This is a genomic window from Pseudomonas sp. CH61 (genome assembly GCF_059429415.1).
Genome location: NZ_CM182098.1, coordinates 424529 through 448928 on the forward strand (window position 1 = coordinate 424529; position 24400 = coordinate 448928).

Below are 24400 nucleotides of genomic sequence, written 5' to 3' on the forward strand. Positions count from 1 at the left end.
CGAAGGTTTGAAATCATGCGTTATATCAGTACCCGCGGCCAGGCACCGGCCCTGAATTTCGAAGACGTCCTGCTGGCTGGTCTGGCGACCGACGGCGGTCTGTACGTTCCGGAAAATCTGCCACGTTTCACCCAGGAAGAAATCGCTTCCTGGGCCGGTCTGCCGTATCACGAGCTGGCTTTCCGCGTCATGCGCCCGTTCGTCACCGGCAGCATTCCGGACGCCGATTTCAAAAAGATCCTTGAAGAAACCTACGGCGTGTTCGCCCATAGCGCCGTGGCGCCGCTACGTCAGCTGAACGGCAACGAATGGGTCCTCGAGCTGTTCCACGGCCCGACCCTGGCGTTCAAGGACTTCGCCCTGCAACTGCTCGGTCGTCTGCTCGACTACGTGCTGGAAAAGCGCGGCGAGCGCGTCGTAATCGTCGGCGCCACCTCCGGTGACACCGGTTCGGCCGCCATCGAAGGCTGCAAGCACTGCGAAAACGTCGACATCTTCATCTTGCACCCGCACAACCGTGTGTCCGAAGTGCAGCGCCGGCAGATGACCACGATTTTCGGCGAGAACATCCACAACATCGCCATCGAAGGCAACTTCGATGACTGCCAGGAAATGGTCAAGGCGAGCTTCGCCGATCAGAGCTTCCTCAAAGGCACGCGCCTGGTGGCGGTGAACTCGATCAACTGGGCGCGGATCATGGCCCAGATCGTCTACTACTTCCACGCGGCCCTACAGTTGGGCGGCCCGGCGCGTTCGGTGTCGTTCTCGGTGCCGACCGGCAACTTCGGCGATATCTTCGCCGGTTACCTGGCGCGCAACATGGGCCTGCCGATCAACCAGTTGATCGTCGCCACCAACCGCAACGACATCCTGCACCGCTTCATGAGTGGCAATCAGTACGTCAAGGACACTCTGCACGCCACGCTGTCGCCGTCGATGGACATCATGGTCTCGTCGAACTTCGAACGCCTGCTGTTCGACCTGCACGGTCGCAACGGCGCAGCGATCGCCGGCCTGATGGACACGTTCAAGCAAGGTGGTGGTTTCAGCGTCGAGCAAGAGCGCTGGACCGAAGCGCGCAAACTGTTCGATTCGCTGGCCGTGGACGACGCGCAGACTTGCGAAACCATCGCCGAAGTCTACGAGCAGACCGGCGAAGTGCTGGATCCGCACACCGCCATCGGCGTCAAGGCTGCACGCGAATGCCGACGCAGCCTGGACATCCCGATGGTGATCCTCGGCACCGCGCATCCGGTGAAATTCCCGGATGCAGTGGAGAAAGCCGGTGTAGGAAAAGCGCTCGAGCTACCTACACATCTTTCTGATTTGTTTGAGCGAAACGAGCGTTGCACCGTTCTGCCAAATGAGCTGAAAGCCGTGCAAGCCTTTGTCAGCCAGCATGGCAACCGCGGCAAGCCGCTTTAAGCCGGTAAAAGCTGTCACATTTTGAAGCCCGTCTCCTGACGGGCTTTTTTGTTTCTGCTGCCACACTGCTCGGGTTTTCACCCACGAAGGACGGGTGAGTCGATCACGAAGGAAGTGGCAATGCTGTTTTATAGAGGTTTGAAACCGGCACTGGGTGTGTTGTTCATGTTCGGATTATTGGCGTTGATGCGCTGCAGCGTGGCGGCGCAACTGGCGCTGCACGATGATGCCGGGGCGTCCGGAGTCCAGCCCATCGAACTGGCTGCACACGAGCGTCAATGGATTCGCGACAACCCCAAAGTGACGGTGACGTCGGTGCAGTATCCGTTGTATCTGTTTCAGGATGAGCACGGTCAGTGGAGCGGCTTGAACAACGACGTGCTCAAGCGCGTGACGGCGATGACCGGGCTGCAGTTTGTGCATCAGGAGTCTTTTTCCACTGATCACATGCTTGAACGTCTGGAGAGCGGCGCGGCCGATATCAGTACGACCCTGGCCATGAGCGAGGAGCGCAAGGCATTCCTCGATTACAGCCATGCGTTCGGTGGCGCGGGCTGGGTGTTTGTCGGCCGCGCTGACGCACCTCGGCTGGATGCCTTCGAGCAGTTGAGCAAACGCGTGCTGGTGCTACCGGCCCGGCATGCGCTGGAAGACATGATCAGGCGTGACTTTCCCTCGATCGAGATTCGCTCGGTCAAGACCTACGCCGAGGCGCGGGCGCTGGTTGAAAGCGGTGAAGCCTACGCCACCATCGAAAACGAAATTGGCGCGCAGCTTTACCCGCTGGGTTTGCTCAAGGTCGGCGGTCTGGTCGAGGGCAAATGGGAAGCGGATAACCTGGCCGTGCGCAAAGGCATGCCTGTGCTGCTGAGTATTCTCAACAAGGCCCTTGAGGCGTTTCCCGCAGCCGAATTGCGGGCGATCCGCCTGAAATGGCTGGAAGGTATTGCACCGGCGCCCGTGCCGTCAGTCTGGCAGCAGATGCTTGAATGGGGTTGCTGGGCAATGGGCGGGCTTGGCGTGTTCGGCCTGCTGTCGCTGATATGGAATCGGCGTCTGACCGCCGTGATCAAGCTGCGGCGCGCGGCGGAAAAGGATCTGGGCGATCAACTGGCATTTCAGCATGCATTGATCGACTCCATGCCGGACCCTGTGTTCGTCCGTGATCTGCAAGGGCGGCTGATCATGTGCAATCGTAGCTATGAGGAAGTGCTCTCGGTTCGACTGGATCAAGTGCTGGGGCGGCTGCTGATTGAAGTCAACGCGTTGCCTGAAGCCACGGCGCTGATGTTGCACGATGAGTTCATGGTGCAGTTGCGCACGCGCAAGTCGCGCTTCAGCAAACGGCGATTGCAGTTCAAGAGCGGTACCCGTGAGGTCTATCAGTGGACGGTGCCGTTCTACAGTGCCGACGGTAAATTGCGTGGGCTTTTGGGTGGCTGGACGGACATCACCCAGCGCCGCACAGAGAGCGGGTGCCGATGTCTGTATTGAAGATGGGAAATGTCCTATACGACGCGGCTACTTTTCCGATGGGAGGCTTAGGACGGCTGCCCTAGAGTGACAACCACTGCGGTGAGAGTCCGCGATTGTCGCTTCAGAGGCCGCTTATGCGCTCGCTTAAAGTCCTGATACTTGAACCCAATCCGTTCCAGCTGATGGCATTGCATCAAATGCTCAATGCCATTGGCATCTATGACGTGCTGACGGCGCCGTCGCTGGCGTCGGCCCTGTCTTCATTGGGCCATCGCGGCGTGGTCGATATCGCCATTTGCGATCCGCAGCTCAAGGGCGGCGATGGCCTGGCGCTGATCCAGCATCTGGCGGTTCAGCAGGAGGCACGCGCGCTGATCCTGCTGGGAACGGTCGCGCCAAGCCTGCTGAACGATCTCGACCCCTTGCTGAACGAACACAAAGTGCGGCTGTTGGGACGCCTGCAAACCCCGGTGTCGGCGGTACTGATGCGCGGTTTGCTCGATAGCTACCTGATCGCCGCTTCGCCACCCGTGCGGGTTTGACGGGGACGGTTATTTTTCTGTCATCTTCGCCGTGCATGCTCTGACAGACCGGTGACACTCCAGGAATGGGGCAATCGGTATGCAGAACTTTCTTCTCGGGCCGGTGGTCATTTATTGTGAACACGCCCCAGGCACACAGTTTTCGGACTATTGAGTGGAGATCGAGATGGAAAGTATCAGTCTATTGCTCGGTGAGGCTCTGAGCCCGTATCAGGTTTCGTTGTCTCCAAGCGGTTCCCATGGCGAATGCCTGGTGACCTTGAAGAACAGTCACGGCGCCATCGTGGTTGAACGCGAATTCAATCAGGCACAGTTGACCGACAAGCGCCAGTTGACCGATGTCGTTGACGGCTTGCACCGCGACGTTCTGATTGCTGAAGGACGGCTGGAGCCTTGTGTGATCGCGGCCTTGCGCAACGCAGCACTGGACAAACGTGCGGCGCTGTAAAGATGAAATATTTTTTGTGGGAACCTTCCTGCATCCCTGTCAGTCAGACCACGTAACAGCAGGATCAAGCATTGTGCTCCGGTGCTTGTCGCTTGCTGCTACGGGTCTTTATGTAGGCCACGTTTAACCCCGAGTCGTCTCCCCACTTCTCGGGGTTTCTTTTGTCTGCGATTTGCCTACTGCGCAGCCTGGCGTTCGAAGAATGTGCGGGCCTGTTCCAGATAATCCTCACGTCTGTCAGGATCCAGCCAAGCGGCGTAGAGCTGATTCAGGTGTTCATGCGGCAGGGTGCGCAGCAGATGATTGATCTCGCTGATGGCCTGGCGGCCTTGCGTGGTGTCGGAACAGGCGACGTAGCCTGACAGATACTTCCCATTGCCCTGAATCGGATAGAACTCCAGTTCATCTTCATTGATCTGTGCCTGTTTCGCCTGATAGCGAATCTCCGGCCAATAGCCCAACACCACCTGCAACCGACCGAGGCGCTGCATCGACAGCAGATTGGTCAGCGCATCGTTGCCGTAATGCGCCGTCAACGCACCGCTGGGCGCTTGATGCAAAAGGGTGTCGATGAACTCGCCGTAGCTGCGTTCCGCCACCACACCGACTTTGCGCTCCGTAGCGGCCAGCAGCGCCGACAGGTCCACTTCACCGTCGACCAGATACGGTTCGAGCACCGAGCGATCTTGCTGGCGCACCACCAGGCCGTTGCTCACGGCGCGAATCGCCGGGATCGAATACGCGACCCACTGCGCGCGCTCCTTGTTCCACAACAGCGCGGGGTCACAGGCAAACGGGTTTTCATGAAGCATCTGCAGACCACGGGCGCGATTGACCCGCATCAGCGTGTGTTCGTATTGCGGCATGCCGGCGATCAGCAATGGCATCAGTTGGTCGATCACGCCCTGGCCCTTTTTCGGGCCTTCGAAAATGGTCAGTGGCGGCAAGTCGCGCAGCAACCAGATCAGCGTCGGTTTCGCTTGCGCTCCGGTCGACAGGGCGAGCAAAAACAACAGGCCGAACAGCCGCCACGTCCACCAATGGTGGGCGCGGTTGGCATGCGATGTCTGCCGGCGCTTCAGCTTAAATGGCTCCGTCTTCACGCAGCTTGGCGATCTGTCTCTCGTCGTAGCCAAGGTCGTGAAGTACCTGCGCATTGTGTTCACCCAGTTGCGGTCCGACCCATTCTGAACTGCCCGGTGTCTCAGAGAGTTTCGGCACGATGCCCGGCATCTTGAAATCTTTGCCGTCGGGCAGTTTGGCGTGCAGGAACATCTCCCGGGCCAGATACTGCGGATCGTTGAACATGTCCTCGGCGCTGAAGATCCGGCTGGCCGGTACCTCGGCCTGATTGAGCAGGTCGAGCACGCTTTGCAGCGGCAGCGAATTGACCCAGCGATCAATCACGCCATACAGCTCGTCGCGGCGATTATCGCGTCCGTCGTTGCTGGCCAATGTCGGATCGTTGGCCAGATCCTCGCGGCCGATGATCAGCATGAAACGTTTGAAGATCGCGTCACCGTTGGCGCCGATCTGCACATGCTTGCCGTCAGCGCTGGTGTGAATCGAAGAGGGTGTAATGCCTGGCATGATGTTGCCGCTGCGCTCGCGGATAAAACCGAACACGTCGAATTCCGGCACCATGCTTTCCATCATTGCGAAAATCGCTTCATACAGCGCCACGTCAACGACTTGGCCAAGGCCGCCGTTGACTTCGCGATGACGCAGCGCCATCAGCGCGCCGATCACACCCCACAGCGCGGCAATCGAATCGCCGATGGAAATGCCGGTGCGCACCGGCGGCCGGTCTTCGAAACCGGTGATGTAGCGCAGACCGCCCATGGACTCGCCAACCGCGCCGAAGCCTGGCTGATCTTTCATTGGTCCGGTCTGACCGAAACCGGACAGGCGCACCATCACCAGTTTCGGGTTCAGCGCGTGCAGGGTTTCCCAGCTCAGGCCCAGTTTTTCCAGCACGCCGGGGCGGAAGTTCTCGATGAGGATGTCGGCTTCGCTGAGCAATTTTTTCAGGATCGCCAAACCATCAGGATGCTTGAGATTCAGCGTCAGAGATTTTTTGTTGCGCGCCTGGACGAACCACCACAGCGAAGTGCCTTCGTACAGTTTTCGCCATTTACGCAGAGGATCACCGCCGTCTGGCGACTCGATCTTGATCACTTCGGCGCCGAACTCACCGCAAATACGCGAGGCAAACGGCCCGGCAATCAACGTACCCAATTCAATGACTTTCACACCGCTGAGCGGTTTGTTGGCGAACGGCATACTGAATCCTGTAGGACAAGGCTAAGCAGATACAGCGTTTTAACATAGCCGGCTGTCAGACGCCGCAGGTTGATCGCCATCAATTCGATGATTGCCTACCGCATCGGTTAGACTTGCCGACTTTCCTCGTATCAAGAAGCCCGTTCATGGCCCAGCCGTCCACTACCTACAAATTTGAACTGAACCTCACCGACCTCGACCGCAGTGTCTACGAGAGCGTCAAGCAGACCATCGCCCGTCACCCTTCGGAAACCGAAGAGCGCATGACCGTGCGCCTGCTGGCCTACGCCCTCTGGTACAACGAGCAGTTGTCGTTTGGTCGCGGTCTGTCAGACGTGGATGAACCTGCACTGTGGGAAAAGAGCCTGGACGACCGTGTTCTGCACTGGATCGAAGTCGGCCAGCCAGACGCCGACCGTCTGACCTGGTGCTCGCGTCGTACCGAACGCACCAGCCTGCTCGCCTACGGCAGCTTGCGCGTCTGGGAAACCAAAGTGATCCCGGCAATCAAGAATCTGAAGAACGTCAACATCGCCGCCGTCCCGCAAGAAGTGCTGGAAACTCTGGCCAAGGACATGCCCCGCGTTATCAAGTGGGACGTGATGATCAGCGAAGGGACGATCTTCGTTACCGACGACCGTGGTCAGCACGAAGTCCAGTTGCAATGGCTGCAAGGTGAGCGCGGCTGATCCCGCGTCACCACCGGAATAATCCCACGTAATCAAGAGAAGTCTCCGTCACCCCATGCGTATCGAACCTCGTCAACTGCCCGAAACTCTGCCTTTTCTCGGTGATCTGCCGCCGCTGTTGACCCGCTTGTACGCGGCGCGGGGCGTGCAGTCCGAGGCAGAGCTGGACAAGAGCCTGGCGCGGTTGATCCCGTTTCAGCAACTCAAGGGCATCGACGCAGCGGTGGACCTGCTGGTGACGGCGCTGGAACAGCGCCAGCGCATCCTCATCGTTGGTGACTTCGATGCGGACGGCGCGACGGCCAGCACTGTCGGCATGCTCGGTTTGCGCTTGCTCGGTGCGGCGCACGTCGATTATCTGGTACCGAACCGCTTTGAATATGGCTATGGCCTGACTCCGGAAATCGTCGAAGTTGCGATGACCCGCGAGCCGCATTTGCTGGTCACCGTGGACAACGGCATCTCCAGCGTCGAAGGCGTGGCTGCCGCCAAACGCCATGGCCTCAAAGTGCTGATCACCGATCACCACTTGCCGGGCGATGAATTGCCTCTGGCCGATGCGCTGGTCAATCCGAACCAGCCCGGTTGCGAGTTCCCGAGCAAGGCACTGGCCGGCGTCGGGGTGATTTTCTATGTGTTGATGGCGTTGCGCGCGCGTTTGCGCAGCCTCGGCTGGTACGAGAACAAGCCGCAGCCGAACATCGGCGAACTGCTCGATCTGGTGGCGCTGGGCAGCGTTGCCGACGTGGTACCGCTGGACGCCAACAACCGGATTCTGGTGCATCAGGGCCTCGAACGAATTCGTGCTGGGCGTGCGCGGCCGGGGATCAAAGCGATCCTTGAAGTGGCCAAGCGAGACGCTGCACGCATTACCTCTACCGATCTCGGGTTTATCGTCGGCCCGCGCCTTAACGCGGCTGGGCGTCTGGATGACATGAGCCTGGGCATCGAATGTCTGCTCACCGCCGACGCCAATCTGGCCCGGGAAATGGCCGCGCAACTCGACGGCATGAACCAGGATCGCAAATCCATCGAGCAAGGCATGCAGCGTGAAGCGCTGGCGCAGCTCAAGGACTTGCCGGTCGAGTCGATGCCGTTTGGTCTATGCCTGTTCGATCCGGAGTGGCACCAGGGTGTGATCGGCATCCTCGCTTCACGCATGAAAGAACGTTATTTCCGTCCGACCATTGCCTTTGCCGATGCGGGCGATGGTTTGCTCAAGGGCTCGGGCCGCTCGGTGCAAGGGTTCCACATTCGCGATGCCTTGAGCGTGGTCGCAGCGCAACATCCAAACCTGATCGCCAAGTACGGTGGCCACGCAATGGCCGCAGGTCTGACCTTGCCGCAGGAGAATTTTCCGCTGTTCGCCGAGGCCTTTGACGCTGAAGTGCGTAGGCAACTTCGCGAAGACGACCTGACCGGGCGCATGCTGACCGATGGCACGCTGGCGGTCGAAGAGTTCCACCTCGAACTGGCCCGCGCCCTGCGCCACGCCGGGCCTTGGGGGCAGCACTTCCCGGAGCCGCTGTTTCATGGCGTGTTTCAGTTGGTCGAACAGCGAGTGGTCGGCGAACGGCATCTGAAAGTGGTGCTGAAGAGCGAATGTGGCTCGGTGAAGCTGGATGGTATTGCCTTTGGCGTTGATCGCGATATCTGGCCGAATCCAACGATTCAGTGGGTTGAGCTGGCTTATAAGCTCGACGTTAACGAGTTTCGGGGTAATGAGACGGTACAACTGATGATTGCCCACATCGAACCGCGTTGACCCCTTCGCGAGCAGGCTCGCTCCCACAGGTACGGTGTTGTCCTTGTGGGAGCGACGGTGCGACGATTCGACCTGCTCGCGAAAGCGTCCTTTCACACACTGAATCACTCTGAACCCTCCCTCATCTCCGGTTGTCGACTAGGCTCTAAGCACTGCTTGATTGGCCTTGTGACGTCTTGTCGAATTTTTTGCCCGCGGGGGCGGGTGCTGCACCTTTTTCCTGTCACTCGTCGACTATTCAAACAGAACCCTGGAGCCTGCCCACTGATTTGAGAGGTGCCCCATGAGTCTGCTGCTTGAACCCTTCACCCTGCGCCAACTGACACTGCCCAACCGCATCGCCGTGTCACCGATGTGCCAATACTCCAGCGTCGATGGCCTGGCCAACGACTGGCATTTGGTGCATCTCGGCAGCCGCGCGGTGGGCGGCGCCGGTCTGGTCTTCACTGAAGCCACGGCGATCACGGCCGACGGGCGGATCACCGCCGAAGACCTAGGCCTGTGGAACGACGAACAGATCGAACCGCTGCAACGCATTACCCGCTTCATTACGTCTCAGGGCGCGGTTGCCGGCATCCAACTGGCCCATGCCGGGCGCAAGGCCAGCACCCATCGGCCGTGGATCGGCAAGCACGGCAGCGTCAAACCCGATGATGGCGGTTGGACTCCGGTCGGGCCGTCGCCGATTGCCTTCGATCCGCAACACACGCAACCGAAACAGCTGGATGAAGGGCAAATCGCTGACGTTATTCAGGCGTTTGTCGATGCCGCGAAACGCGCCTTGAAGGCGGGTTTCAGTGTGGTTGAGGTGCATGCGGCGCATGGTTATCTGCTGCATCAGTTTCTTTCGCCGCTGAGCAATCAGCGTCGTGATCAGTACGGGGGATCGTTCGAGAACCGCATTCGTCTGGTGCTGCAAGTGACTGAAGCGGTGAGGGCGGTCTGGCCTGAGGAGTTGCCGGTGTTTGTTCGCGTTTCGGCCACAGACTGGGTAGAGGATGGCTGGAACCCGGATGAAACCGTAGAGCTGGCGCGACGCCTGCACACCTTGGGCGCGGATCTGATCGACGTCTCTTCGGGCGGAACTGCAGCCAACGCGGAGATTCCGGTCGGTCCAGGCTATCAAACACGCTTCGCCGAACGTGTGCGCAAGGAGTCAGGCATCGCCACTGGCACCGTGGGAATGATTACCGAGCCGGCGCAAGCCGAGCACATTCTGCGCACCTGTCAGGCTGACATCATCTTCCTCGCACGGGAACTGCTGCGTGATCCGTACTGGCCGCTGCACGCCGACGATGATCTCGGTGGGCGCAAAGCGGTGTGGCCGGCGCAGTATCAGCGTGCGACTCATCGGGATCAGCCGATTCATGAGTCTGATTTGCGCGATTGAGTCAGTCGCAATAAAGCAAAAAGCCCCGGTCAGTGATGGCCGGGGCTTTGTTTTTTGTCTGCTGAATGTTGTTTTGCCCGTGCGGCCTTCGCGAGCAGGCTCGCTCCCACATTGGATCAATGCCGGTGATGACTTTTGTGATCGGCCGAGATCAACTGTGGGAGCGAGCCTGCTCGCGAAGAGGCCCGCCCAAACGCTAGAGAATCATCAAGGGTACTTACGCTTGTCCGGCGCCGGCGGGAAGTACTGATACAACCAGGTCTCGCTCAACGTGCGGTCATTGGTGCGAATAAACAACCTCAGCTCCACCGGCTCCACGCTGTCATTGGTCGGGTACCAGTCGAACAGGATCCGGTAACCCTTGATGTCATCCAGCACCAGCACGCTGAAATCCTGCACCTTGCCGTTCGAGCAGGTCACCACTGGCTCGATCCCGGTGCCCTGCGGCAAGCGATCCAGACCACCGCCGGTGAAGTCCACGGCAAAACGACGCGCCCACACCGGCGGGTAATGCTCGCCCGGTGCCCAGCCCTCAACAAAACCGCCCATGCCGGAACGGGTTGCCTGCACTCGCGCCAACGGCGTACTTACCGGCGGCAATGCACTCCAGTAAAGCTTGTAGCCATAGTTCAGCGAATCGCCGGCAGCCACCGGTTTTTTCGGTGTCCAGAACGCGACGATGTTGTCGAGGGTTTCCCCGGTTGTAGGAATTTCCAACAGATCGATAGAGCCTTCGCCCCACGCCGTGGTCGGTTCGACCCACAGGCTCGGGCGCTTGCTGTACCAGTCGACGGTGTCCTGATAGTTGGCGAATTCATGATCGGTCTGCACCAGCCCGAAACCTTTTGGATCGGTGTCGGCAAACGCATTGAATTGCAGGGTCGCCGGGTTGTTCAGCGGACGGCAGATCCACTCGCCGTTGCCGCGCCACATCGCCAGACGATCCGAGTCGTGGATCTGCGGGTGGATGGTGTCGCACATGCGGCGCTCGTGGGTGCCGCAACTGAACATACTGGTCATCGGCGAGATGCCCAATTGCTCGATCGCCGTGCGCGCATTGATGTGCGCATCGACTTCCATCACCACGCGCTCGGCCTGGCAATCGATGTCGAAGCGATAAGCGCCGGTGGCACTCGGCGAGTCGAGCAGGGCATACACCACAAATCGGGTGGCGTTCTTGTCCGGTGTCTCGAACCAGAACTTGGTGAAGTCAGGGAATTCTTCGCGTTTTTTCGCGTACGTGTCGATCGCCAGGCCGCGCGCCGAGAGGCCATATTGGCCAGTGGCGTCTACCGCACGGAAATAGCTGGCGCCGAGGAACGACAACACATCGTGACGATCCAGCTCCGGCGCTTTGAACAGCTTGAAGCCGGCAAAACCGAGGTCACCCTTGAGCTGCTGGGTGTCGACTGAAGTGTTTTCATAGTTGAACAGTGCCGGGCGGAAATGCACCTCGCGGGCAGTGCGAGTTTTGGCGTCGACGCTGTACATGCGCACCGGCTGACGGAAGCCCATGCCGACGTGGAAGAACTGCACGTCCAGCTGGCCCTTGTTTTCCTTCCACAGCGAATGCTCGCCGTCGTAACGGATCGCGTTGAAGTTCTGCGGGGTCATGGTCGCCAGGGTTGGCGGCAGCACCTGTTTGGTGTCCTGATAGGCGCTGCCAGCCAGTTGCTTGGCTTGGCGCTTCAGCGCTTCGAAGTCAAACGCCTGCGCCTCGCCATCGGCGGCGCCGCCATTGGCCGCCCACGCACGGCTGGCCAGCAGGCCAGTGGCCGAAAGACCGGTGTAAGCCGCAATGGCCATGGACGCTTTGAGCAAATTCCTGCGATGCATAAATACAACCTGTCGTGTGCAATCCCGCGCCGTTCCTGGCACGTGCTGGATCAGAAATAACGGTTCGGACAAGCCTTCGGCCAAACGCAACGGACTATAAACAGATGCCGGCTAGCTTAAACGGTTCGCTCGCAATGCAAAATTCGTTGATTCACCGCGCCAGTGTGTCAATGAAACAAGACATGTCGGTTAAAAATCTGACAGCGCGTTCTGATTTACACGGCATATCTGCTTTTTTCGACTAATTACTCTAAAAACCGCTTTTCAGCGCCGATTTAATTTCTATTCTATGGGCATGACCGGTGCGACCCATCTGACCGGTAGGGCACACGGCGCTGCTGTAAGGGGCAGGGCGATGTGGTGTTTAAGCAATTCTTTGCAGTATTGAAGGACATCGTCCATGGCAAAAATACAAGGTATCACCGACATGTTGGGCATCTTTCCGTGCCTGGGCAGCGGCCGCAAAAGGCGTCGGCTCAGCTCTGACGAAGTGAAGCTGGTGGAGCGTTATCGGGAGCTTTCGGAGAATGACCGGATTGCGATGCGGTATCTGGTGGATGCGATGCGGAGTGTTTCGCGGTTTTGAGTGGAAATAAAAAGGGGCGGACTGAAAGGTCCGCCCCCTTTTTATTTTGATCAGCTACACGTTCCCAGTACTGGATACGGCCGGTGGCCGTGCATCAACTCCGGCACATCCCGCCATTTGACCCACGCCTGCTGTTGCCAGTGCAGCAGCGGTACGGTGACGCCTGCCCAATGCATCGAACTCAGGCTCGGGTGGTTTTCCGCAGGGCTCGATTGGGTTTCGCGCAGCATCGGAATGACTTCATGGCTCAGCCATTGACGCAGGTGACGATTTTCCGGAACGAAGTGATGGACGAGCAGGGCGAACAGGCCGGACTCGCTGACCATCGCGCAATCGAAGATTTCGCCGTCCCGACGCAGAAGGACATGGCGACGCTGGTCGGGATCGAGTTTCAGGGTGAGGCGTTCGTTCAGTGGGTATCCCATCAAGCGCCCGAGATCTTGTACGCAGAACCAGGCTTCGTGGTCTTGCATGAAGGCGTGGAGGAAGCGGTTGTGGCGGGTGAAGGCGGTGGGGGTGAAGAAAGCGGAGCTTTCAGAAGGAATTTGTACGTGGTTAGGCATTTTTCGACTCCAATATTGAGAATAGAGCCGCCACTCAAATGAGTGCGGTCACGCCGTTTTGATATTTACTCCGGCTCCGACACCGGGCCGCTGATTTCGCTGCCGAGAGAAAGCCTATCGGTTAGCAACCTACGACGCCAAGTCGGCTCTATCGACACCTACTGTAGGAAAGCGGGCCTATCTCTGAAGGCTGTATTTGTAGGAAATGCCTGATTTTGCAGTGCCAACAGCAACCAAACGCCCAAGGCGTCGTTTTTCCTTTATCTATTCGGATCCACGGAATGAACTGCAGGTTTCTCCATGTTGATCGAGTTTTCAGTTTCCAATTTCCGCTCGTTCAGGGACCGGCAAACCCTGTCCATGGCGGCGAGCCCTCTTCTGAGTAAATCACTCAACACATTCAAAGCATCCACGAATACGGAAAAGCTTCCGGAACTGCTCAAGGTCGCTGCGATTTATGGACCGAATGCGTCCGGCAAGTCATCGTTGATTCGAGCGATGGGCGTCGTCGGGAGCTTATTGGCGATACCCGCTGACACGCTAGATGCCGCGTTACCCGTTTCAGCGTTTCGTTTCGACGAAACACTGAAAGATGAACCCAGTACTTTTGAGTACGACTTTGTTCAAGGTGGTTTGCGCTATCGATTTGTCCTTGGTTTGACGGCGCAACGGATTGTTCATGAGCAATTGCTCTGCTTTCCAGAAGGAAAGGAGACATTGCTGTACAAGCGTCAGGTTGATGCGCAAGGCGAGCACTATCTTTTCGGCGAAACCCTTGAGGGGGGCAAGGAAGTCCATCGCGCATGGCAGCGTTTGACCAGCCCCAAGATGTTGTTTATCGCACAAGCGGTGATTCACAGCAGTGAAGAACTGATGCAACTGCGCGTACCGTTTTCCTGGTTTCAAAGTGGTCTGCTGGTGATTGAGCAGAACAACATGCCCGGTTTATCCACAGCTTCGATTCGATTTCTTCAGATGGTTAAAAGCCATACGAGCGACTTACGTGATTTTCTCTGCGCGCTGGATATTCCGGTATCAGCGATTCAACTCAGTCCGGATGATTCTGTTTCGGCTGCCGATAACAGAAAACTCACGCTTAAGGAGTTCATTGCCGCCGCGCAACGGGACAAGCTGACGCTCACACACTCGAGTATGTCGGGTGAAGCCGAGTTTGATTTTTCGGAAGAGTCTTGCGGCACGAAGAACCTGATTGGTTTCTGGCTGCCGTGGTTCATGATGAATCAGGCCGGTGGCAGCGGCGTTCTCAGTGTCGATGAGTTGAGCAGCAGTCTGCACCCTGAAATCGTCGCCGATTTGATCGCCAGACATCTGGACAACGGGCTGAATACGCAACTGATTTTCACCACCCACGACACCCATCTGATGAATGAGAAAATTCTACGTCGCGATCAATTCTGGATTACAGAACGCGATGCTCACGCTGCCACGCATCTGTTTTCCGTGCACGACTTTGAAGGTCAGGAACGTGAGGACGTCGAGAAGCGCTACTTCGAAGGGCGTTACCGCGGATTGCCGCTGATAAGGCGGGGCTGACAATGGTGAGTTCGAATAAGTCGTTCGATCGAAAAGCCTCACGCTTTAAGCCCCAGCCTAATGTTTTGGTGCTCTGCGAAGACAGCAAGTCAGGTAAGCGTTATCTGGAAGAGGCGGCACTGCACTTTCGTGCTCGGGCAAAGGTTGAAATCGCCCACTGCGGTGTAACTCATCCGAGCGGCATCGTCGATCGAGCGATGAGGCGACAAGAGCACTTCGACAAAGTCTTCTGCGTCTTGGATCGTGATACTCACCTGTGTTTTGAACGTGCATTGAGTGAAGCGAAGTCTCATCCAAAAATCACAGTCATCGCGTCGTATCCATGCTTTGAATTTTGGCTTCTTTTGCACTTTGGCTTTAGCCGAAAACCCTTCAGGTCTGCCGGGAAAAACTCTCCGGGTGATCTGGTGAGCAAGAGTTTGAAGACTAAGCCCAACATGGCGAATTATGAGAAGGGTAAAGGCGTCAGCTATTTTGCTCAGTTGCTGGGTGAGCCCTTTCACCGGGCTAGAACGCTGGCGCCAAAAGTACTAGAAGACGCAGTGGCCAGTGGCGAGCCTAATCCAAGTACCGAAATCCATTTGTTGATGGATGCATTTGAAGCGTTATCCACACCCCAACGGATCTAGCACTGTTAACCGTGCCCGCATCCTTGCGGGCAGGTATTGATTCTTAGCGACTCACCTTCCAAGCATCCCCAGCCGGGGCCTTGCCATGGTCATACGGCTTGCCAATCCACATATAAACCAAGCCCAAGCCAATCACGATGGCCGTGCTCAACACCATCGCATAGTTCACGTACCACGCGGCATCCGGCGTACGTGGCCAGGCCATGTTGATGATTGCGCCAACGCCATACACCAGCGCGCCGATGTTCACCGGCCAGCCCCAGGCGCCGAGGGTGAATTTGCCGCTGGGTTTCCAGCCTTTGCTGCGGGCGTACAGCGCGGCCAGGACGATCATCTGGAACGCGAGGTAGATGCCGATGGCGGCGAAGCTGACGATGGTGGCCACGGCGTCTTGCAGGAAGAAGCCGAGAGCGATGATCAGGGCCGGCAGGACGCCGGACACGAACAGTGCGGCGACCGGTACTTGTGTTGTAGGAGAAATTCTTTTCAGCAGTCGGCTGCCGATGACCATTTCGTCGCGAGCGTAGGAGTACAGCAGACGGCTCGCCGCGGCTTGCAGGCTGATGACGCAGGAGATGAAGGAAATCATTACCACGCCCATCACCACTTTCGAACCGACCGGGCCGAAGGCGTTGTTGAGGATGGTGGTGACCGGGTCTTTGTCGGTGCCGTTGATCACCGCTTGCATGTCCGGCACGGCAAGGATCAGCGCGAGGCAGGCGAACATCGCCGCGATGCCGCCGATGTAGATGGTCATGCGCATGGCCACCGGGATTTTTGCGCTCGGGTTCGGGGTTTCTTCGGCGACGTCGCCGCAGGCCTCGAAGCCGTAGTAGAGGAACATCCCCGCCAGCGATGCGGTGAGGAACGCCGGCAGGTACGAGCCGTCGACGCTGATGTCGAAGGTGTTGAACAGCACGCTTAGCGGTTGATGGCGTTCGAACACCAGCAAGTAAACGCCAACGATCACCGCGCCGACCAGTTCGCACAGGAACCCGAACATGGCGATGCGTGCCAGCACTTTGGTGCCGCTGAGGTTGACCAGTGTGGCGAACAGGGTCAGCACCAGGGCGATGATGATGTTGGTGTTGTTGCTTGGCTCAAAACCGAGCATGGCGGCCAGGTACGGGCCAGCGCCGACCGCAACGGCGGCGATGGTGACGCAGAGGGCTATGGAGTAGATCCAGCCGACCATCCATGCCCATTTTTTACCGACCAATCGGCGTGCCCAAGGGTAAACACCGCCGGAAATCGGGAACTGCGAAACCACTTCGCCGAAGATCAGGCACACCAGCAACTGGCCGCAACCGACCAGCAAGTACGCCCAGAACATCGGTGGGCCGCCAGCGGCGAGGCACAGGCCGAAGAGGGTATAAACCCCTACGACCGGTGACAGATAAGTGAAGCCTAGAGCGAAGTTTTCCCACAGGCTCATGCTGCGGTTGAAGTTCGAGGTGTAGCCCAGTTTGCGCAGTTGTTCGGCATCGCTGTCGGCAACGGCTGTGGCGAGATCGGGTGAGGAACTCATGTGTGTTTTGCTCCGTGAAATCGGCAGATTTCGGATGGCCGAGGCCGTGGCGGGGCCATGCAGGCGCCGCCCGGTTCGGTGGTTATTGTTTTGGGATCCTGGTGGTGCGTAATCCGGGTTCTTCCTGACACCGGGGTGACGCCTTCGCGAGCAGGCTCGCTCCCACATTTGGAATACTTACCCCTGTGGGAGCGAGCCTGCTCGCGAAGCTTTTAAAGACTTAATGCTTGAACATCACATGCCGAACCGTGGTGTAGTCCTCCAGCCCATACATGGACATGTCTTTCCCGTAGCCGGACAATTTCTGACCGCCATGGGGCATTTCGCTGACGAGCATGAAGTGCGTATTCACCCACGTGCAGCCGTACTGCAAACGCGCCGACATGCGATGCGCGCGTCCTACATCTGCCGTCCACACGGAGGACGCGAGGCCGTAGTCCGAATCGTTGGCCCATTCCAGCGCCTGCGCTTCATCGGTGAACTGGGTCACCGAAACCACCGGCCCAAACACTTCGCGACGAACGATTTCGTCGTCCTGCTGCGCATCGGCCAGAACAGTTGGTTCAAAGAAGAAGCCGTTACCGTCAACGGCCTTGCCGCCAGTGATCAAACGAATGTGCGACTGCGCCACAGCACGCTCGACAAACCCGGCAACGCGGTCGCGATGTTGCGCAGTGATCAACGGCCCCAGCTCAGTCGATGGATCATCCTGCAAGCCGTACTTGATGCTGCTGACCGCCGCGCCGAGCTTCTCGACAAACTTGTCGTAGATGCCCTGTTGCGCATAGATCCGGCACGCGGCAGTGCAATCCTGCCCGGCGTTGTAAAAACCAAAGGTACGAATGCCTTCCACCGCTGCATCGATATCGGCGTCATCGAAGATGATTACCGGCGCTTTACCGCCCAGTTCCATGTGCATGCGTTTGACGCTGTCGGCGGTGCTGGAAATGATGTTGGCACCTGTGGCGATGGACCCGGTCAGCGAAACCATGCGCACTTTCGGATGGGTCACCAACGGACTGCCAACGGTAGGGCCGCGACCAAATACCAGATTGAGTACACCGGCCGGGAAGATTTCCGACGCCAGTTCGGCCAGACGCAACGCGGTCAGCGGGGTTTGTTCCGACGGCTTGAGCACCACGGTATTACCGGCGGCCAGCGCCGGGGCGATTTTCCAGGCGACCATCATCAGCGGGTAGTTCCACGGCGCGATGGAGGCGATCACGCCGACCGGGTCGCGACGGATCATCGAGGTGTGGCCGGGCAGGTATTCGCCAGCGGCCGAACCGCTCATGCAACGGCTGGCGCCGGCGAAGAAGCGGAACACGTCGGCGATCGCCGGGATCTCGTCGTTGAGCGCGGCGCTGTAGGGTTTGCCGCAGTTGGCGGATTCCAGTTTGGCCAGTTCTTCGCCGTGGGCTTCGATGGCGTCGGCGAGTTTGAGCAGCAGTAGCGAGCGGTCTTTCGGCGCGGTTTGCGACCACTCGGCGAAGGCGTTGTCGGCGGCGCGCACGGCGGCGTCGACCTGGGCTTCGCTGGCTTCGTTGATTTCAACCAGGACTTCGCCAAGCGACGGGTTGAGCACCGGTTGCGCCGGGCCTTCGCCGTTGACCAGTTGGCCGTTGATCAAGAGTTTGGTTTGCATGTCTGTTGTCCTCACTAACACTTTTATTGTTCTGCCGAAACCGGATTCAAATGTAGGAGTGAGCCTGCTCGCGATATCGGTCGTTCAGTCGACACCACTGTTGAATGACAGTCAGTCATCGCGAGCAGGCTCACTCCTACAGGGATTCGGTTTCTTCAGTTATTCGGTTATTTGCCGCCGCTACCGGCCACGCTTTCGCCGCCGCGCGTCAGGTAATACGCGCCGAGAATCGGCAGCATCGTCACCATCATCACCAGCATGGCGACGACGTTGGTCACCGGCACATCCCGTGGCCGGCTCAATTGGTTGAGCAACCACAACGGCAACGTGCGTTCATGCCCGGCGGTAAACGTGGTGACGATGATTTCGTCGAACGACAGCGCAAACGCCAACATGCCGCCGGCCAGCAACGCCGAGCCAAGGTTCGGCAGGATGATGTAGCGAAACGTCTGCCAGCCATCGGCGCCGAGATCCATCGAGGCTTCGATCAAACTGTGCGAAGTACGGCGCAGGCGGGCGATAACATTGTTGTAGACGATCACCACGCAGAAGGTCGCGTGGCCGACGATGATGGTGAACATCCCCGGCTCGATTCCCAGCGTTTTGAACGTCGCCAGCAGCGCGATCCCGGTGATGATCCCCGGCAGCGCAATCGGCAAAATCAGCATCAGCGAAATGCCCTGTTTGCCGAAGAAATCCCGGCGGTACAGCGCTGCCGAAGCCAGCGTGCCGAGCACCATCGCGATCAATGTAGCGATGGCTGCTATCTGCAATGAAAGCTTGATCGATTCCAGTACATCCGGCCGGGAAAACGCTACGCTGAACCAGTGCAACGTGAAGCCCTTCGGCGGAAAGCTGAACGCGGCTTCTTCGGTGTTGAAGGCGTAAAGAAAGATGATCAGGATCGGGAAGTGCAGAAACACCAACCCGCCCCAAGCTGCGATCTTTAAGCCTAATGATGCTTTCTCAGAGTGCATCGAAGGCCCCCAGTCGTTTGACGATGGACAGGTAAACCGCGATCAACACAATCGGCACCAACGTGAACGCCGCCGCCATCGGCATGTTGCCGATCGCACCTTGCTGCGCGTAGACCATGCTGCCGACGAAGTAGCCCGGCGGCCCGACCAGTTGCGGCACGATGAAGTCGCCCAAGGTCAGCGAAAACGTGAAGATCGAACCGGCGGCAATGCCCGGAATCGACAGCGGCAAAATCACCTGCATAAAGGTCTGACGCGGCTTGGCACCAAGGTCAGCGGAGGCCTGCAACAGCGACGGTGGCAGACGTTCCAGCGAAGCCTGAATCGGCAGAATCATGAACGGCAGCCAGATGTAGACAAACACCATGAACCGCCCCAGATGCGAGGTCGACAAGGTGCTGCCGCCCACCCCGGGAATCCCCAGAATGAACTGCAACACCGGCTCCAATCCCAAGTGCTGCACAAACCACTGCGCCACGCCGCCCTTGGCCAACAGCAAGGTCCACGCATAGGCCTTGACGATGTAACTCGCCCACATCGGCATCATCACCGCGATGTAGAAAAACGCCTTGGTTTTGCCGGTGGTGTAGCGCGCCATGTAGTAGGCAATCGGGAACGCGACGATAGCGCTGGCGATCGACACGACGATGGCCATGCTCAGCGTGCGCAGGATGATGTCGAAGTTCGACGGCTGAAACAGCGCGGCAAAATTGGCCAGGGTCAGGTCAGGGGTGACCGCCATGGTGAAGTCGTCAAAGGTGTAGAAACCCTGCCACAACAGCACCAGCAGCGAGCCGAGGTAGATCGCGCCAAACCACAGCAGCGGCGGCACCAGGAGCATCGATAAGTACAGGTTCGGCTTGCGGTAGAGCAGGTTGGAAAACCGGCGCAACGGCGGCGATGCAGTCATCGCGAGCGTGCTCATGTCACACCCCGCTCGCCACGGTGTCATGCAGCGGAATCATCGCTTCCCGCGCCCAACGTGCGCTCAGGCGCTGACCGGTCTGATGCTGCGCGCTGCTGTCGATCCACTGATTGTTGGCGTGGCTGATGCTCAGGGTCTGGCCGTTTTCCAGCTTCAATTCATAACGCGTGGCGCTGCCTTGGTACTGGATGTCGTGCAGCAGACCGCTGACTTCGATTTCGTGGCTGGCCAATGGGCCTTCGGCAAACCGCACGTGTTCCGGGCGAATCGAAAACGGCTGCGGATGGCCGCTGATTTCGCGGGCCAGATCACCGCGAATAACGTTCGAGGTGCCGACGAATTCAGCGACAAACGTGGTGGTCGGTTTCATGTACAGATTGCGCGGTGTGTCGACTTGTTCGATGCGGCCCTTGTTGAACACGGCGACGCGATCGGACATCGACAGCGCTTCGGTTTGATCGTGGGTGACGAAGATGAAAGTGATGCCGAGCTGGCGTTGCAGCTTCTTCAGTTCGCTTTGCATTTGCTCGCGAAGCTTCAAGTCGAGCGCGCCCAAAGGCTCATCCAGCAACAGCACGCGCGGACGGTTGACCAAGGCGCGGGCGAGGGCGACACGCTGGCGCTGACCACCGGACAACTGCACCGGTTTGCGGGCGCCGTAACCGCCGAGAGCGACCATGTCCAAGGCTTCTTCGGCGCGCTTGTGTCGTTCGGTTTTGCTGACGCCTTTGACCTTCAAACCGTAGGCGACGTTGTCGAGGACATTCATGTGCGGGAACAGTGCGTAATCCTGAAACACCGTGTTGACGTCACGCTGATACGGCGGCAACCCGGCCGCTTCGACGCCGTGGATGCGGATCGAGCCGGCGCTCGGTTGTTCGAACCCGGCGATCAGGCGCAGGCAGGTGGTTTTGCCCGAGCCGGATGGGCCGAGCATGGAAAAGAACTCGCCGTCCTCGATATCGATGGAAACCCGGTCAACGGCTTTTACGTCGCCGAACTGCCGGGAAACGTTGGTGAACTGGACTGCAAGCGTCATGGTGCGGTGCTCCAAAAAGGCGAAAGCCATCGCAGCGGCCCTGCCTGGACTTCTTCCGAATGATCGTTCCCACGCTCTGCGTGGGAATGCAGCCTGTGACGCTCTGCGTCACCTCGTGCGAATGGACGCGGAGCGTCCGGTGATGCATTCCCACGCAGAGCGTGGGAACGATCGGCATCTAACGGTGAATGCGATCTGCTTTTAGCTCCCTCTCCCTCCGGGAGAGGGCGGGGGGTGAGGGTGGCGGTTTCGGCCATTGCTCTGAGATCAAGAGCAAAGGCAAAAGCTACCCCCTCACCCCAGCCCTCTCCCCCAGGGGGGCGAGGGGGAAAGGGAGCAGACCGCGTCGTTATTGAGCGCTAGCGGCCACCCATGATCGCGATGTAGTCCTGAGTCCAGCGGCTGTACGGCACAAACTTGCCGCCTTCAGCCTGCGGGGTTTTCCAGAAGGCGATCTTGTCGAACTGGTCGAAGCCGTTGGTCTTGCAACCTTCAGTGCCAAGCAATTCGCTCTCCTTGCACGCCGCCGGCACCGCTGGCAATGAACCAAACCACGCCGCCACATCACCCTGGACTTTCGGCTTCAGCGACCAGTCCATCCACTTGTACGCGCAGTTCGGGTGCTTGGCCTCGGCGTGCAACATGGTGGTATCAGCCCAACCCGTTGCGCCTTCTTTCGGAATGGTCGAAGCGATCGGCTGCTTCTCGTTCATCAGACCGTTGACCTGATACGGCCACGCGCTCGACGCCACCACGCCTTCGTTTTTGAAGTCGCTCATCTGCACCGTGGTGTCGTGCCAGTAGCGGTGGATCAGCGGCTGCTGCGCGCGCAACAGATCGAGCACGGCTTTGTACTGATCTTCGGTGAGTTGGTACGGATCCTTGATGCCCAGTTCAGGCTTGGTCGACTTCAGATACAGCGCCGCGTCGGCGATGTAGATCGGGCCGTCATAGGCCTGCACGCGGCCCTTGTTCGGCTTGCCGTCGGGCAGATCCTGCGCGGCGAACACCACGTTCCAACTGCTCGGCGCGGTCTTGAACACGTTGGTGTTGTACATCAGCACGTTCGGGCCCCACTGGTACGGGGTGCCGTAAGTCTGCTGGTTGACCACGTACCACGGCGCGTCTTTGAGGCGCGGGTCGAGGGTGTTCCAGTTCGGGATCAACGCGGTGTTGATCGGTTGCACACGCTTGCCGACGATCAACCGCAGCGAGGCATCGCCGGACGCGGTGACCAGGTCGTAACCGCCCTTGGCCATCAAGCTGACCATTTCGTCCGAGGTCGCAGCGGTCTTCACATTGACCTTGCAACCGGTTTCCTTTTCGAAACCGGTGACCCAGTCGTAAGCCTTGTCGCTCTCGCCACGTTCGATGTAACCCGGCCACGCAACGATATCCAGCTGACCTTCGCCAGCGCCGACAGCCTTAAGCGGCTCGGCAGCTTGCAGGCTGGCGCTGGCCAGCAGGGCCGTGGTGATTGCACTGAGCAATGCGGTCTTGTGCACGAACATGGTTGAACCCTCTTCTTTAAATTATGGTCGGGGCAGTTGTGAACGCGGTGAAGCATGCCGTTGACGGCTTGTTATTAGCGTAGTCAGAGATGCTGGCCGTGGCGGGCCATGATGTGCCGCACCACGCTGTAGTCCTGCAGCGAATCACTGGATAAGTCTTTGCCGTAACCGGAGCGTTTCAGGCCGCCGTGGGGCATTTCGCTGACCAGCATGAAATGGCTGTTGATCCACGTGCAGCCGTACTGCAAGCGCGCGGCGACCTGCATCGCCTTGTCCAGATTCTGTGTCCAGACCGACGAGGCGAGGCCGTATTCGGAGTCGTTGGCCCAGTCGACGGCTTGTGCGAGTTCGTCAAAACGGGTCACGGTGACCACCGGGCCGAACACTTCGCGCTGGACGATTTCGTCGCTCTGTTTGCAACCGGCGAGCAGCGTCGGTTGATAGTAGAAACCGGCGCCGGAGTGCACTGCTGCACCGGTCACGCGTTCGATGTGCGGCTGACCGAGGGCGCGTTCGACGAAACTGGCCACGCGGTCGCGCTGGCGGGTGCTGATCAGCGGGCCTATCTCGTTGTCGGCATCACGTTTGCCGGCGAAGCGCAGGCTGCTGACGGCGGCGCCGAGTTCGGCGACCAATTTGTCGTGAATCCCGGCCTGCGCGTAGATCCGGCAGGCGGCGGTGCAGTCCTGCCCGGCGTTGTAGTAACCGTAAGTGCGCACGCCTTCGACTACGGCTTGAATGTCGGCGTCGTTGCAGACGATCACCGGGGCTTTGCCGCCGAGTTCGAGGTGCGTGCGTTTCAGGGTTTTCGCCGCGGCCTGGAGGATTTTCTGTCCGGTGACGATATCGCCGGTCAGCGAGACCATGCGCACTTTGGCGTGGCCAACCAAATGGCTGCCGACGCCTTCACCGCCACCGCAGATGATGTTGATCACCCCGCGCGGGAGGATTTCGGCCAGTGCTGGCGCCAGGGCGAGGATCGACAGCGGCGTGTGTTCGGACGGTTTGAACACCAGTGTATTGCCGGCGGCGAGGGCCGGGGCGATTTTCCACGCAGCCATCATGATCGGGTAATTCCACGGCGCAATCGAAGCGACCACGCCTATCGGATCGCGACGGACCATGCTGGTGTAGCCCGGCAGGTATTCGCCGCTGAGCTGACCGGTCTGGCAACGCACGGCGCCCGCGAAGAATCGGAACACATCGACGGTCGCGGTCAAATCGTCCTGACGCGCCAGGTGCAAAGGCTTGCCGCAGTTCAGCGATTCGAGGCGGGCGAGGTGGTCGGCGTGTTTTTCAACGGCGTTGGCGATGTCGAGCAACAGGTTCGAACGTTGCTGCGGCGTGGTGCGCGACCACTCGGCGAAGGCGCGGTGGGCGGCGAGGATGGCGGCTTCGACCTGCTCGGTGCTGGCCTCGGCGATGTGCGTGAGGATTTCACCGGTGGCCGGATTGAGGATCGGCTCGACAAAACCTTCCCCAGCGACCAATTCGCCATCGATCAACAACGCGGTACACATCGGGGTCTGCAAGCCAGCCATTTTCCGCGATCTCTTTTTTTGTGTGGCCATTGTTGCTCCCTGATATCG

General features: G+C 58.9%; 21 protein-coding genes. 10 read left to right on the forward strand and 11 right to left on the reverse strand.

The window, feature by feature from the left end; translation table 11 throughout:
* Positions 1-15: 15 nt before the first annotated feature.
* From thrC to AC5SEM_RS01870, 4 genes are all read left to right on the forward strand, one after another.
* Positions 16-1425 (forward strand): threonine synthase, encoded by a 1410-nt coding sequence (gene thrC / locus AC5SEM_RS01855; RefSeq protein WP_368967529.1) that lies wholly within the window; start codon positions 16-18, stop codon positions 1423-1425.
* Positions 1426-1545: 120 nt separating this feature from the next.
* Positions 1546-2919, forward strand: a complete 1374-nt coding sequence (locus AC5SEM_RS01860) for a transporter substrate-binding domain-containing protein (protein WP_495472053.1) — start codon at positions 1546-1548, stop codon at positions 2917-2919.
* Positions 2920-3035: 116 nt separating this feature from the next.
* Positions 3036-3443, forward strand: a complete 408-nt coding sequence (locus AC5SEM_RS01865; RefSeq protein WP_077571265.1) for a response regulator — start codon at positions 3036-3038, stop codon at positions 3441-3443.
* Positions 3444-3609: 166 nt separating this feature from the next.
* A complete protein-coding gene (locus AC5SEM_RS01870) occupies positions 3610-3891 on the forward strand; it encodes a DUF3509 domain-containing protein (RefSeq protein ID WP_122598066.1) in 282 nt (93 codons plus the stop codon).
* A 176-nt stretch (positions 3892-4067) separates the two neighbouring features.
* Here the strand turns inward: AC5SEM_RS01870 and AC5SEM_RS01875 are convergent, their stop codons facing one another.
* Positions 4068-4994 (reverse strand): TIGR02285 family protein, encoded by a 927-nt coding sequence (locus AC5SEM_RS01875; RefSeq protein WP_495472054.1) that lies wholly within the window; start codon positions 4992-4994, stop codon positions 4068-4070.
* The gene (locus tag AC5SEM_RS01880; RefSeq protein ID WP_137219479.1) at positions 4975-6174 is read right to left on the reverse strand and encodes a CaiB/BaiF CoA transferase family protein; all 1200 of its coding nucleotides are present in this window, start codon (positions 6172-6174) and stop codon (positions 4975-4977) included. Before AC5SEM_RS01880 ends, AC5SEM_RS01875 begins: the two co-directional genes overlap by 20 nt.
* A 146-nt stretch (positions 6175-6320) precedes the next feature.
* Between AC5SEM_RS01880 and AC5SEM_RS01885 the strand changes: the two genes are divergently transcribed.
* The 3 genes from AC5SEM_RS01885 (at position 6321) to AC5SEM_RS01895 (ending at position 10018) form a co-directional block, all read left to right on the forward strand.
* Positions 6321-6863, forward strand: a complete 543-nt coding sequence (locus AC5SEM_RS01885) for a YaeQ family protein (protein ID WP_007908961.1) — start codon at positions 6321-6323, stop codon at positions 6861-6863.
* 55 nt (positions 6864-6918) lie between these two features.
* Positions 6919-8628, forward strand: coding sequence for a single-stranded-DNA-specific exonuclease RecJ (gene recJ / locus AC5SEM_RS01890; protein ID WP_077571268.1), 1710 nt, complete (start codon positions 6919-6921; stop codon positions 8626-8628).
* A gap of 283 nt (positions 8629-8911) precedes the next feature.
* On the forward strand, positions 8912-10018 hold the full coding sequence (locus tag AC5SEM_RS01895) for an NADH:flavin oxidoreductase/NADH oxidase (RefSeq protein WP_137219481.1): 1107 nt from the start codon (positions 8912-8914) through the stop codon (positions 10016-10018).
* 207 nt (positions 10019-10225) lie between these two features.
* Here AC5SEM_RS01895 and AC5SEM_RS01900 read toward each other — a convergent pair whose 3' ends face one another.
* Positions 10226-11854: a glucan biosynthesis protein D gene (locus AC5SEM_RS01900; RefSeq protein ID WP_116028700.1), complete on the reverse strand. Its 1629-nt coding sequence runs from the start codon at positions 11852-11854 to the stop codon at positions 10226-10228.
* 400 nt (positions 11855-12254) lie between these two features.
* Here AC5SEM_RS01900 and AC5SEM_RS01905 point away from each other — a divergent pair, with 400 nt between their 5' ends.
* Positions 12255-12440, forward strand: a complete 186-nt coding sequence (locus AC5SEM_RS01905; protein WP_007908956.1) for a hypothetical protein — start codon at positions 12255-12257, stop codon at positions 12438-12440.
* A gap of 50 nt (positions 12441-12490) precedes the next feature.
* Here the strand turns inward: AC5SEM_RS01905 and AC5SEM_RS01910 are convergent, their stop codons facing one another.
* On the reverse strand, positions 12491-13003 hold the full coding sequence (locus tag AC5SEM_RS01910) for a BRO-N domain-containing protein (protein WP_495472055.1): 513 nt from the start codon (positions 13001-13003) through the stop codon (positions 12491-12493).
* Positions 13004-13303: 300 nt separating this feature from the next.
* Here AC5SEM_RS01910 and AC5SEM_RS01915 point away from each other — a divergent pair, with 300 nt between their 5' ends.
* Together AC5SEM_RS01915 and AC5SEM_RS01920 are read left to right on the forward strand one after the other, a co-directional pair.
* Positions 13304-14557: an AAA family ATPase gene (locus AC5SEM_RS01915; protein WP_476335419.1), complete on the forward strand. Its 1254-nt coding sequence runs from the start codon at positions 13304-13306 to the stop codon at positions 14555-14557.
* 2 nt (positions 14558-14559) lie between these two features.
* Positions 14560-15186 (forward strand): RloB family protein, encoded by a 627-nt coding sequence (locus AC5SEM_RS01920; RefSeq protein WP_331694851.1) that lies wholly within the window; start codon positions 14560-14562, stop codon positions 15184-15186.
* 43 nt (positions 15187-15229) lie between these two features.
* On the opposite strand, the gene AC5SEM_RS01925 is transcribed toward AC5SEM_RS01920, so the two are convergent.
* From AC5SEM_RS01925 to AC5SEM_RS01955, 7 genes are all read right to left on the reverse strand, one after another.
* A complete protein-coding gene (locus AC5SEM_RS01925) occupies positions 15230-16714 on the reverse strand; it encodes an APC family permease (protein WP_495472056.1) in 1485 nt (494 codons plus the stop codon).
* A 220-nt stretch (positions 16715-16934) separates the two neighbouring features.
* Positions 16935-18359, reverse strand: coding sequence for a gamma-aminobutyraldehyde dehydrogenase (locus tag AC5SEM_RS01930; RefSeq protein ID WP_495472057.1), 1425 nt, complete (start codon positions 18357-18359; stop codon positions 16935-16937).
* A gap of 167 nt (positions 18360-18526) precedes the next feature.
* The gene (locus tag AC5SEM_RS01935) at positions 18527-19336 is read right to left on the reverse strand and encodes an ABC transporter permease (protein ID WP_038357783.1); all 810 of its coding nucleotides are present in this window, start codon (positions 19334-19336) and stop codon (positions 18527-18529) included.
* Positions 19326-20246 carry an ABC transporter permease gene (locus AC5SEM_RS01940; protein WP_007908947.1) on the reverse strand — a complete coding sequence of 307 codons (921 nt, stop codon included), beginning with the start codon at positions 20244-20246 and terminating at the stop codon, positions 19326-19328. Before AC5SEM_RS01940 ends, AC5SEM_RS01935 begins: the two co-directional genes overlap by 11 nt.
* Positions 20247-20262: 16 nt before the next feature.
* Entirely contained in the window at positions 20263-21300 is a 1038-nt protein-coding gene (locus AC5SEM_RS01945; protein WP_495472058.1) for an ABC transporter ATP-binding protein, read from the reverse strand.
* 359 nt (positions 21301-21659) lie between these two features.
* On the reverse strand, positions 21660-22811 hold the full coding sequence (gene ydcS / locus AC5SEM_RS01950) for a putative ABC transporter substrate-binding protein YdcS (protein ID WP_495472059.1): 1152 nt from the start codon (positions 22809-22811) through the stop codon (positions 21660-21662).
* Between the two features lie 83 nt (positions 22812-22894).
* A complete protein-coding gene (locus tag AC5SEM_RS01955; protein ID WP_495472060.1) occupies positions 22895-24352 on the reverse strand; it encodes a gamma-aminobutyraldehyde dehydrogenase in 1458 nt (485 codons plus the stop codon).
* Between the last annotated feature and the right edge of the window lie 48 nt (positions 24353-24400).